The 11,844-nt window shown below is 72.3% G+C and carries 10 protein-coding genes; all 10 read right to left on the reverse strand.

The window, feature by feature from the left end; genetic code table 11:
• Positions 1-2: 2 nt before the first annotated feature.
• Positions 3-3,977 carry a type VII secretion protein EccCa gene (gene eccCa, locus AQJ84_RS12945; protein ID WP_053190504.1) on the reverse strand — a complete coding sequence of 1,325 codons (3,975 nt, stop codon included), beginning with the start codon at positions 3,975-3,977 and terminating at the stop codon, positions 3-5.
• A gap of 53 nt (positions 3,978-4,030) precedes the next feature.
• Positions 4,031-5,551 carry a MinD/ParA family ATP-binding protein gene (locus tag AQJ84_RS12950; protein ID WP_107082648.1) on the reverse strand — a complete coding sequence of 507 codons (1,521 nt, stop codon included), beginning with the start codon at positions 5,549-5,551 and terminating at the stop codon, positions 4,031-4,033.
• Positions 5,552-5,630: 79 nt separating this feature from the next.
• Positions 5,631-6,986, reverse strand: coding sequence for a type VII secretion integral membrane protein EccD (gene eccD, locus AQJ84_RS12955; RefSeq protein WP_030044841.1), 1,356 nt, complete (start codon positions 6,984-6,986; stop codon positions 5,631-5,633).
• A 76-nt stretch (positions 6,987-7,062) separates the two neighbouring features.
• Positions 7,063-7,374, reverse strand: a complete 312-nt coding sequence (locus AQJ84_RS12960; protein WP_030044840.1) for a hypothetical protein — start codon at positions 7,372-7,374, stop codon at positions 7,063-7,065.
• Positions 7,375-7,422: 48 nt separating this feature from the next.
• Positions 7,423-7,878, reverse strand: a complete 456-nt coding sequence (locus AQJ84_RS12965) for an HD domain-containing protein (protein ID WP_030044839.1) — start codon at positions 7,876-7,878, stop codon at positions 7,423-7,425.
• Between the two features lie 85 nt (positions 7,879-7,963).
• Positions 7,964-9,154, reverse strand: coding sequence for a DUF6508 domain-containing protein (locus tag AQJ84_RS44105; protein ID WP_220450755.1), 1,191 nt, complete (start codon positions 9,152-9,154; stop codon positions 7,964-7,966).
• Positions 9,155-9,218: 64 nt separating this feature from the next.
• Complete coding sequence (locus tag AQJ84_RS12975; protein ID WP_037804600.1) at positions 9,219-9,422, reverse strand: hypothetical protein; 204 nt, start codon at positions 9,420-9,422, stop codon at positions 9,219-9,221.
• On the reverse strand, positions 9,415-9,819 hold the full coding sequence (locus tag AQJ84_RS12980) for a hypothetical protein (RefSeq protein ID WP_030044836.1): 405 nt from the start codon (positions 9,817-9,819) through the stop codon (positions 9,415-9,417). Before AQJ84_RS12980 ends, AQJ84_RS12975 begins: the two co-directional genes overlap by 8 nt.
• Positions 9,812-10,213: a hypothetical protein gene (locus tag AQJ84_RS12985; protein WP_037804606.1), complete on the reverse strand. Its 402-nt coding sequence runs from the start codon at positions 10,211-10,213 to the stop codon at positions 9,812-9,814. Before AQJ84_RS12985 ends, AQJ84_RS12980 begins: the two co-directional genes overlap by 8 nt.
• A gap of 42 nt (positions 10,214-10,255) precedes the next feature.
• The coding region (locus AQJ84_RS12990; RefSeq protein WP_318716082.1) for an ADP-ribosyltransferase at positions 10,256-11,844 on the reverse strand (1,589 nt) is incomplete at its 5' end.

Below are 11,844 nucleotides of genomic sequence, written 5' to 3' on the forward strand. Positions count from 1 at the left end.
GTTCACCTGGTCCCCGTGTAGACGGTCTGGATCAGCCGGTTCGACTGGCCCCTGCGGACCAGCACCCCTCGGCCGGGCGGCTGCGGGCTCGCGTACACGTTGGGGAAGAGCTGGCCCTCGCTGCGGTCTCCCGACATCACCAGAGCCGACGAGCCGGACTCGCGCAGGCCCTGCAGCAGCGGCTCGTACAGGCCGCGGGAGGCGCCGGCGACCCGTCGGGTGAGGACGAAGTGCAGGCCGATGTCGACGGCCGAGGGGATGTACGGCACGAAGGGCGCGAGCGGCTGCTGGCCGGCGGTGGTCAGGACGTCGTAGTCGTCGACGAGGATGACGATCCGCGGGCCGGAGAAGCTGCCCGGCTCCAGGTCCTCGGTGTCCGCTGTGTCGTCGGGCAGCCGCTTCTCCAGCTCGCCGGCGATGCCCGCGGCGAGGCCGGCGGCGAGCTTGGAGTTGTAGGCGTAGCCGCCCCGGTACTCCTCCGGGATGGCGCCGCGCAGGCCCCGGCGCGGGTCGAAGACGCCGAAGACGAGTTCGTCCTCGCCGTAGCGCTCGATCAGGCCCTGGGCAAGCACCTTGAGCAGGTTGGTCTTGCCGCACTCGCTGTCGCCCATGATCATCAGGTGCTGGTCGTGGTGGAACAGGTCGAGCAGGACGGGCTGCAGCTGGGTCTGGTCGAGGCCGACCGGCACGCGGCGCGGCTCGGCCGACGGGCTGGGCATCAGCTCCGGCTCCAGGACGTGCGGCAGCACCCGCACCGGCTGGGCGACCTCTCCGGTCCAGGTGGCGCGCAGCTGGCGGGCGGTGCGCTCCAGGACCGCGCCGAGGTCGGAGGTGTCGGCGAGACCGTCGGTGCGCGGCAGCGCCACCTGGGCGAAGAGCTTGCCGTCGGTGAGGACGCGGCCCTTCTCCTCCGGCGAGAGGGTCTGCGCGAGCTTGCGCTCGATGCTGGACTCGCTCGGGTCGTTCAGGCGCAGTTCGACGCGGGTGCCGAACTGGGACTGGGTGGCGATCCTGACGTCGTTCCAGCGGAGCATGCCCGCCACCACGTGGATGCCGTAGCCGCCGCCCCGCTTGAGGATGTCGACGACCGCGTCGTCGAGGTTGTCGAAGTCGTCGCGCAGGGCTCCGAATCCGTCGATGAGCAGCACGATCTCGGTGGACGCCAGCTCGGTGACCTGGCCGGCGGCGCGCAGGGTGCGCAGCTGCTCCAGCGAGTCGATGTTGTGGATGCGGAAGAGCTCCTCGCGCTGGTCGAGCATGGCGCGTACGGAGTCGATGGTGCGGGCGGCGCGCTCGCGGTCGGCGCGTCCGGCGACCCCGCCGACGTGCGGCAGCCCGGCCAGGGCCTGCAGGCCGCCGCCGACCAGGTCGAGGCCGTAGATGCCGACCTCCTGCGGGGTGTGCGTCAGGGCCAGCGAGAGGGCCAGCGAGCGCAGCAGGGTGGTCTTGCCGGACTGCGGGCCGCCGATGACGGCCGCGTGACCGCCGGACAGTGTCAGGTCCAGGTACCACTGGCCCTGCTGCTGCTTGGTCGGGTCGTCGATGATGCCCAGCGGCACCTGGAGGGGGCCGCGCCGCTTGGCGAGCTGCATGCCGCGGGCGCCGACCTCCACGGGGCCCGCGACCTTGTCGAGGGGGACCGCGGCGGGCAGCGGGGGCAGCCAGATCTGGCGCACCGGGCGGGAGCCGGAGTTCTCGAGCTGGTCGATGAGGACGCCCAGCTGGGTGGGACCGGTCTCGCGGCGCCGCATCTTCGGCTCGTCGGGTGTCGTGCTCCCGTCGTCGCCGAGGGTGTTGTACGCCTCGTACTCCAGGGCCAGCGGACCGGTGTCCTCCTCCTCGCGCCGCACGGGGCCGCTGTAGGCGCCGGAGACGTAGCTCGCCTTGAACCGCTCGTAGTGGCTGGTGTCGACCTTGAGGTAGCCGAAGCCGGGCAGCGGGGGCAGGTGGAAGGCGTCCGTGGTGTCCAGGACCGTACGGGACTCGTCGGCGGAGAAGGTGCGCAGGCCCAGCCGGTAGGACAGGTAGGTGTCCAGGCCCTTGAGCTTGCCGCCCTCGATGCGCTGGCTGGACAGCAGCAGGTGGACGCCGATGGAGCGGCCGATACGGCCGATGGACAGGAACAGGTCGATGAAGTCCGGCTTGGCGGTGAGGAGTTCGCCGAACTCGTCGATCACCACGAACAGGTGCGGCAGCGGGTCCAGGTCGGGGCGCTTCTCGGCGCGCAGGGCGGCGTAGTGGCCGATGTCGGCGACGTTGCCCGCGTTCTTCAGCACCTGCTGGCGGCGCTTGACCTCGCCGGCCAGCGAGGCGTGGACGCGTTCGACCAGGCCGGCCTGGTTCTCCAGGTTGGTGATGACGCCGGCGACGTGCGGGAGGTCCGCGAAGGGGGCGAAGGTGGCGCCGCCCTTGTAGTCGACGAGGACCAGCGCGAGGTCCTCCGGCGGGTGGGTGGCGACCAGGGCGAGGACCAGGGTGCGCAGCAGCTCGGACTTGCCGGAGCCGGTGGCGCCGACGCACAGGCCGTGCGGGCCCATGCCGAGCTCGGAGGACTCCTTGAGGTCGAGCAGCACCGGTTCGTGGGAGTCGCTGATGCCGATGGGCACGCGCAGGAAGGCGCGTTCGCCGCGCGGCGCCCACATCCGGTTGAGGTCGAGGTCGGCGACGTCGTCGATGCCGAGCAGTTCGGCGAAGTCGACGGGGCCGGTGAGCGGTGCGTCGACCATCGACTCGGCGGACAGCCTGAGCGGGGCGAGCATCCGGGCGAGGCCCTCGGCGAAGGGGACGCCGATCTCGTCGACGGTGCCGTGGGCGCTGATCGGCTCCGGCATCCGCAGGTCCTCGATGACGATCTGCTCGCCCTCGACGGTGATCCGGACGCCGACGCTGCCCGGTTCCTGGATCCGCTGGTCGAGCAGGTGCAGCACGGTGACGCTCATGTCGCGCAGGCCGACCGCGTCGTCGGGGCGGGGCAGGTCGACGGCGTCGCCGCCGTGTCCGTCGGCGAACACGAGCAGCCGGGAGGTCATGGCGAGGGCGTCCTTGCCGGACAGACCCCGGCGCACCTCGGCGGCGTAGGAGGCGCGGCGGCGCAGCTCGGGGCCGATCTGGCGGGCCAGCTGCGGCAGCGAGGGGGCGATGCGGCGGGCGGCGACGGGGCCGTCGAACTGCTCGGTGTCGAGCAGGTGCGGCAGCCACTTGGCCCACTCCCAGTCGGCGATCCGGTCGCCGGGCACGGCCAGCGCCACGGCCACGTCGTCGGGGGCGTGGGTGGCGGCGGCCTGCGCGAGCAGGGCGCGGGCGACCCGGAGGGTGTCCTCGCGGGAGCCGATGACGCTGATGTTGCCGACCCGGTCGAGCGGGACGGTGAGCGGGAGTTCGGTGCCGCTGCTGAAGCGGTTCACCAGCGCGGAGGCCTCGTTCAGCATGAACTGGTCGGGCGGGGTGAGCGCCGAGCCGCTCTGCTGGCCGACCCTCAGGTCGCGGACCGGCATCTCGCCGGTGCCGACGCGGACCCGCAGGAAGTCGGCGTCGAGCCGGCGCCGCTCCCACAGTCGGGCGGGGTCGCGCACGATGTCGTACAGCGCGTCCGGCGGCGGGTTGAGCACCTGGGTGCTCTCGCGCCGTTCCCGCTCCTCCTTGGACAGCTCCTCGCGGGTGTCCTCCAGGTAGGACAGGTAGGCCTCGCGCTGGGTGCGGCGGGTGCGCTGGGCCTTGCCGCGCTGGGAGAAGACCAGGACGAGCGAGCCGAGGATGGTCACGACCAGGATGATCGCGCCCAGCCCCGCGAACTGGCTGTTGCGCACGACGGTCATCATCACCACGGACGACATCACGCCGGCGACGGGCAGCAGCGCGGTCGCGACGGAACCGGACTTGCCGTCGGGCAGGTTGGGCGGCGCCTCGATGGTGCGCGACTCCGGGGAGGCCGGGGGGCGGCTGGTGCGGGCCGGCCGGTGGATCAGTCGGGTGCTCATCGTCCTTGCCTCGTCCTCAGTGGTCTTCTGTTTCCCTTCACGCTGGGGGTGGTTCAGCGGCTCTTCTGGGAGAGCTGGAAGACCTCCGCGGCCAGCCGGGTGGCGGCCTCCCGGGTGTCGCGCGCGAGCAGGTCGGTGCGGATGCGGCCGCCGGCCGCCAGATGCCGGTCGTAGGGCAGGATCCGCACGCTCGCCCCGGTCGCCTTCAGCTGCTCGGCGGCCTTCTCGAGGTCGACGCCGGTGTGCGGCACCGTCTCGGTGAGCACCACGACGGTCGTGGTGGTGATGTCCCGGGGCAGTCCGCGCATCCACTGCAGCACGGCGTGCGTGCTGGCGACGCCCTCCAGCGTGGCGGGCACGGTGAGGATGCGGGCCTGGGCGGCGGAGAGCGCGGTGCGGGCGACCTCGGCGGGCATCGTCTCGCAGTCGACGACGGTCACCCCGAAGTAGCGGCGCAGCGACACCATGACCCGCTCGTAGGCCTTGGTGGAGAGCATGGCCCCGACCTGGCCCTGGCTGCCGGGCAACAGCCAGGCGTTGTCGGGCAGTTGGACCAGGTAGCCGGTGACTTCGAGGAGCGTCATCTGCGGCTGTACGACGTCGGCGAGGTCGCCGGTGGTCCAGCGCAGGGTCTCCGCGCCGAGCCTCATCGGCAGCGAGCCGAGCGCCGGGTCGGCCTCCACGACCAGGACCGGGTCCTGGCGGTAGTGGGCGTACGTGGTGCCGAGCAGGGCGGCGATCGTGGTCTTGCCCGAGCCGCCGCGGATGGAGGTCACCGCGATCTGCCGGCCGGTGGTGACCGGCTGCTGCAGTGTCTCGGCGGTCGCGGTGGTCTCGGCGACCTCGCGTGCGGCGGAGGAGGACACGGTACGGCGTACGGCGCGCAGGGCGCGGGTGCTGAACGGCTCCCCGCGGCGCGGCCCCCGCCCCGCCGAGGCGAGCCGCTGGTCGACGACCGGGCGGGAGTCGGGGGTGGCGCGGGGCGTACGGGCGCGGGGCGCGGGGGCCGACGGGGCCTGGTACTGCGGGGTGTTGTGCTGCGGCTGGGCGTGGGCCTGCTCGGCGTGGGCCTGCTGCGGCTGGGCGGGGTAGCCCTGCTGGGCGTAGGCGGCGGCCTGGTCGCCGTACGGCTGCTGGGGCTGGGCGTACTGCTGCTGGGGGTACGGCTGGTGGGGCTGGGCGTAGGGCTGGGGTTGGGCGTGGGGTTGGGCCTGGGCCTGGGGCTGGGGTTGGGCCTGGTCGCCGTACGCCTGCTGCCCCTGCGCGGGGTACGCCTGCGGTGGGTAGCCCTGCTGCGGTTGGCCCTGCTGCGAGTGACCCTGCTGCGGTTGGCCCGCCGGCTGGGCGGGGTCGGCCTGCTGCGGGTAGCCGTAGGCCGGTGCCTGGCCCTGCGGGGGGACGTTCTGGGCGTTCTGGGCGGGCGGGCCCGGCTGCTGGGGCTGTGCGCCCGGCTGCGGGTCCCCCTGTTGGGCGGCCTGCTGTGGCTGTTCGCCCTGTTGTGGGGCACGCCGCTGGGCCGCGCCACCCCTCAGGTCGCGCAGCACGTCGCTCTGCCAGTTGTCCCCGCTCGGCATGTCGCCCTTCTCTCCCGCTGCACCGCCGCCTCGTCGTCCCGCCCGGAGTGACGGGCGGCGGCGTCTGGTCTCCGAAGCCTCAGAACTTGTTGAGCAGTTGGCCGTAGATGCCGAACGCCCCGATGGCGAGCGGGAACAGCCCGATCACGCCGAGGGACTCGATCAGGTCGGCGAACCGCCGCAGCCGTACCTGGACGTGTTCCGGCGGCTCCACCGCGAGGACCATCAGCGGCAGCAGTGCCGCCGCGGCCAGGAGGACGAGCGCTCCGACACCGCCCGCGTGGTCCAGCCACAGCACCGCGAGCCGTACGACGAGCAGCGCCGCCGCCCCGAACAGCGCCACGACCTCGGCGACCAGCGGGAAGGCCCGCGCCCTGGACAGCAGTACGACGGCGGTGAGCGAGGCGAGACCCACCGTCCAGACGGTCGGCTCCTTCGCCGTGGTCAGCAGCCAGCCGCCCGCGGCGGCCGACGCGGCGGTGACCACGGTGGCGAGGGCGAGTCCGCGGTGGGTGGCGGCGAGGGCGTTGGCGACCTCGTGCCGGCTGACCGAGGTGCCCGACGAGCGCTTGTCGTCGAGCGCCGTCAGGCCCGAGGCCATCAGCGCGAACCGCGGCAGCAGCCCGAGCAGGATGACGGAGATGACGGCCATCACGGCGCCGATCCGGTCCCCCCGGTCCTGCACGACGGCGACGGCCTCCCAGACCGCCGCGACACCGACGACGGCTCCGGCGCCGATCAGTCCGCCCTTGCCGAGCGGTGAGCAGTAGGCGAGCAGCACGAGCGTGAGCACCAGCGCGGCGGCGACACCGGCCAACCGGGCCGTCCCGCCCCAGTCGTAGGCGTCGGCGGCGGTCCACGCGGTCAGCGCGCCGAGGCCGCCGGAGGCGAGCAGCAGCGCGGTGGCCAGGCCCCGGTTGCCCTCGCCGATCTTCGCGAACAGCGCGCCGGCGGCCAGGCACAGCACGGTGACGAGCGCGAGCCCGGTGGTCACGGCCTCCGGCTCGAACTCGCGCCGGGCCAGCAGGGCGGCGGTCACGGCGAACACGAAGGTGGCCACGCCGGCCGCGGTACGGCGGACGGCGGGACGCCAGCGCCAGCCACGCAGGTCGAGGTCGTCGGCCACCTGGTCGGTGACGTCGTGCACGACCGGCGCCGGCGGCGCGGCGTGGGCACGGACCAGTCGCAGTACGGCGCCGTCGGGGACCTCCGCCGACGACAGGGTGGCGTCGTGCGGCAGCGCGGAACCGTCGGAGGTGATCAGCTGCCGGGTGGTCGGCCGGGCCGCGGCCCGGTCGTCGAGCAACTGCAGTATGTCGGGGAGCAGTTGGCCGATCGGAGTGTCCGACGGCAGTACCAGGTCGGCGCGTCTGCGCTCACCGATCAGAGTGACCCGGCTCAGCTGGGTCCGGAACGTCGTTGCTGTGCTCACCACTCACCGGAACCTATCATCGCGTTGATTCGGCCATCGGCGTGCACTGGCATGATCACGTCGGCCGAGCACACCGTGTTCACTGCTTCTCCGCACCCTTGTCGGCGGCCCCGCTCGCGGAGGCGCTGGGGGTCGGGTTGTACATCTGCTCCTGCTGCTGTTGCTGCTTGTCCTTCTCGGCCTTCTGCTTCGCCAAGGTGGACTGGAGGAAGGACCAGCCGACGCATCCGGCGCACAGCACGGCCGCGATCGCGATACCCGCGAACATCTTGCCGAACCGCTCGTCCGCCGTCCGCCGTGCGCGCTGCGCGCCGAACAGCAGGGCGTCGCGCATCCGGCGCCGGCGCACCGCCACCGACTCCAGCAGTTGGCTGTCGTAGTCCCGTGACATTCAGTCGTCCTGTGTAGGGGTGTACGTGGGGGGCAGGGGGTACGTGGGTCAGTCGCCGGGGGCGAGCCCGAGGCGCTTGCGCATGGCGGCGTACTTGTGCGTGAGCCGCCGCGCGGTGTGCTCGTCGAGTACGGCGAGACGGTCGGGGTCGGCGTTGTGCGCGAGGTCCGCAGCCTTGACCAGCCGGGCGCCCGGAGTGGCCAGGATCCGGTCCGCGTACTCCTCCTGCGCCTCGTCCGGCCGCTTGGTCATGGCCCATACGACGTCCTTGGTGCGCTGCGGCAGCGCGGCCGCGTCGAGCCAGGCCTCGTCGAGCACGCCGTCCTCCAGGGCGTCGTGCAGCCAGGCCGCGGCGACGAGTTCGTCGCCCCCGCCGCGCGCACGCACCCCGTCGGCGACGGCCGACAGATGTTCGGCGTAAGGCCGGCCGGCCTTGTCCGTCTGCCCGGCGTGCGCGGCCCGGGCGGTGGCCTCGACCTCGACGAGGCTCATCTCCTGCGGCATGCGGATCCCCCCTACTTCGCTTCCGCAACATAGGACATGGACGCGCCACGCGTACAGCCGGGGTACGGAGGCCCCTCGTCCGTTCTCACGCCCCTCCCACCAGCCCTGTCACGATCATGAAGAGCACCCACAGCGCCGGGACGAGGGCGACGTAGGCGCGCGGACGCCGGTGGATGGGCACGCCGGGGTCGTACCGGGGGCCGAGCGTTCCCGGTCCGGGGGCCGGGAGCTTCTTCACCTCGCGTACGGCGAGGAGGTTCCTTACCAGCGTCAACGGCGCGAAGACGAACAGCGAGAAGGGACTCCACCAGCCCACGCAGAGCGTGTGGGTCGTCAGCGCCCGGTGCACGGCCAGACCGCAGGTCATGCACATCGGGCCGGCCATCTTCTTGAACCCCATGAACAGGACGAGGCCTCGGTGGGCCCGGAAGGTGACGTCCGCGGCGGGGGAACCTCCGCAGAACCTGCACATGGGCGGGGCGGGGGCTTCAGGCCGCGGGGCGGGAGGGGCGACGACCGGGGCGCTCCGGAGCCGGCCGGCAGGTGGGGCGGCCTCGAGCCTGGTCTGCTCGGCGGCGGGGTCGGCGTACCAGGCGCGGAGCGAGTCGGCGATGGCGTCCAGGAGGCCGTTCTCCACGGCGGTCGCGATCTCCCCGTCGCTCATACGCTCCGCGGTCACGACCGCGGTGGCGGCGCGCACGGCGTCGGCGGGCCGCAGCCCTCCCGCCGGCGGCGCCTGGGGCATCGGACTGTGGCGCCACCGGTGCTCGGGGGTCACGGCGCCGACGCCGTGCAGGGCCTGGACGGCACGGAACAGCGCCTTGCTGTAGCGGGGGAACGGCACGTGAGTGGCACCGCTCGGCGACTTGTGCCCGCCGCCCCACTGCACGTCCCGGTCCTCCTCCGTGAGCGCGTCGAAGGCCTCGGCGAGTTCCTGCCACGCCGCCGCGTTGTCACGGTCGAGCTGAGCGAGCAGTCGCCGGTCGTCGGCCGGGGTGACGACACCGGCGAGATCTTCGAGCGCGGCGAGATCCGGGGCCTCGGTGACGGGCCCGGCGCCGGGTTCCCGGCTGAGGAGGTTGAGCACACCGAGGGGCGTGAGGCCACGCCCGTGAGCCTCATGAACCTTGGTGTACCAGTCCAGCCCCGCCTTGTAGGCACCGGAACTGCTGGCCTTCCGGTGCATCCACTCGACGTCGGTGTCATCGCCCCAGGCGTATCCGACGACTTCGCCGTCGGGGGCGGTGAGGGTGATGTAGTGCACGGGACTGGACATGCTGGTCAGGCCTTGGGGGCCGTTCCTCCACGTTGTTCGGTTGGTCAACGGTTCGCCGACCGGCCTAGGCGAGGGCTTCGACGGCGGCGGCGTTCGAGGCGTCGGTGAGGGAGGCTGGCCCGAGGACTGCGCCGCCCTCCTTGTCGACCACCGTGAAGTACCGCACCGGCTTGTCGCTCCGGGTCCGGTAACGCGGCGGGCCCGGCGACACGAGGTTGAAGTGCACATCCTCGTCGAAGCGGGGGTTGACCGGTCGTTCGTCAGTCACTTTTGGCGAGTGCCTCGACCGTGGCGGCGTTGGGGGCGTCGGCGAGGGAGCCCGGGAGCGGCCTGCCCTTGCCGCGCTGCTCGGTGGCCTCGTACAGCGCGACGAGAGTCTGGGTCGGGCGGAGGCCGCGCGCCTTCCCCTCACGCAGCCGCTCGATCCAGGGCATGCCTGCGTTCGTGGCGCGGGAGCCGCCCGCCTTCCGCGGTTCGTAGGCGGCGGCGTCATCCTCGTCACCGGCCCACAGATACCCGAGAACCGAGCCGTTCTCCTTGTCGACCACGGTGAAGAACCGCACCGGCTTCTCGGTCCAGTCGTGGTAGTCCACCGGCCCGCATGGCTTCTCCCTGAACTGCATGTCGTCGCCCAGTCGCGGGTTGCCGGGCCGTTCGTCACTCACCCTTGGCCAGCGCTTCGACAGCGGTGGCACTCGGGGCGTCGGTCAGGGAGTCAGGCAGGGCCCGGCCCTTGTTGCCTTCCGGCTGGGCCAGCAGCTCCGCGAGGGCCTGTGACGGCAGGAGGCCTCGCCCCTTCGCTTCCTCCAGCCTGGCGTGCCAGATGCCGCCCTCTGAGAACGCCCGGGGCCCGGCGGCCTCGCGCGGCTCCCACATGGCGGCGTCGTCTTCGTCGCCGGCCCATACATAGCCGAGGACCGCTCCACCCTGCTTGTCGACCACGGTGAAGTAACGCACCGGCTTGTCGGTGTGGTTCCGGTAACGCGGCGGCCCCGGCGACACGAGGTTGAAGTGCACGTCCTCGTCGAAGCGCGGGTTGATCGGTCGTTCACTGCTCATGGTGTCCATGTTCCTTCGGATTAGGCTGATCTGCGACGAAGGCTACGGCCTCGGCAGAACCTCCCCGTACACGTGCCACTTGCCGTCGGCCTCGTCCATGAACACGCGCGTCACCTTGTACTTCGAGCCACTGGCCAGGAGCAGCTCGCGTTCTCCGGGGTACTTGGAGAGGTGGTCGATCCAGAGGGCGGGAGTGTCCTTCGCCACCCGAAGGTGCATGTGGACGGGTTTCTGATCGAACGGAGGTGGCGGCGTCTTGCCGAGCGCCGTGGACGTGTACGCCTTGTCGTCGAACACACCACCCTCCATTTCCAGGGGTGACTTCAGCGGGCGGCCGTCGATCCTGATGTGGTCCACCCCCGTGCCGCGCACGATCATGATGTCCTCGGGCACGGGACGGGCACCCATGACCTTGTCCATCTCCCCGATGGTGTGCATGAGCGAGTCATCCACGGGGTTGCCGAAGCGCAGGTGGCCGTTGATCAAGTCGTACTCGTTGCCGCTGTACGTCCTCAGCGCCTCCCGCGAGTCGGCGGGCAGGTCGTCCAGGAACTGGTTCCAGTACGAGTTTCCGTACGCCAAGCCCGCCTGGTTGCTGACACTGGGCGCGGGGTTAGTGCCGCGTGCCAGTTCCTCCATGGCAACGGCATGCTTCTGGGCATCGCTAAGGCCTTCGAACTCTGCCCGCGACATGGCCGGCTTGTACTCGAACGGCTCCCCCGCCCCACTGCCCGGCAGATCCGCGCCCTGATGCCCCGGAGCGACCGGAGCATCCGTGCCGTGGTGCGCGGCGGCGTCCCCGATGTCCGTGTGGTCACCGGCGTGCGCGGCGTCGTCCGCGTGGCCGACGCCGTCGTCACCGTGTCCCGCCCCGTGCGAGGCGTCGTCGGCGTGACCGGCGCCGGGTGTGTCGTGACCCGTGCCGTGCGGGGTGTCGGGGGTGCCGTGGCCGCCGGTGCCGGGGACGTCGGGACCGCCGGTGTGCGGCGTGGTGGTCGGGACGTCGTGCGCGGGGGCCGCCGCGTCCTGGTGGTACCACGGGGTCGCGGGGCCCGGGTGACCGGCGCCGCCGGTGTGCGGCGTGGTGGTCGGCGTCTGGTCGTATGCGGACGGCGAGGGCGCGTGGTCGTACGCCGACGGCGAAGGCGCGTGGTCGTACGCCGACGGTGACGGAGCCTGCCCGTACGGCGAACCGGACGGCGCCTGCCCGTACGGCGACCCCGACGGTGCCTGGTCGTAGGAACCCGGCGACGGCGTCGCGTCGTAGGCGCCGCCGCCCGGCGTGTGGGTCGCGGCCGCGGGCGGCGCGTTGTAGTGGCCGGCGTTGGGCGGCGTGTTGTAGTGGCCGGCGTTGTCGACCGTGTGGGCGGCCGCGTCGGCGCCGGTGTGGACCCCGGTGGCCACCGGCTGCTGAGCGCCCTGGATGGTCCAGTGGGCCGGCAGTGTCGGCGTGGTCGTCCCGTGGGGGGCCGACGGGGTGTTGGTCTCGTAGTGGACCGGGGTCGTGTCGATCGAGCCGTTGGGCGAGATGAGGTTGCCGTTCGGGTCCATCATGTTGCCGTTGGGCAGGTGGACGGAGCCGTCCGGAAGGGTCGGGATGTCGATGTTGCCGACGCCCTTGAGCCCCTTCG

Origin of the sequence: Streptomyces resistomycificus, from assembly GCF_001514265.1 — a bacterium.
Classification (GTDB): Bacteria; Actinomycetota; Actinomycetes; order Streptomycetales; family Streptomycetaceae; genus Streptomyces; species Streptomyces resistomycificus.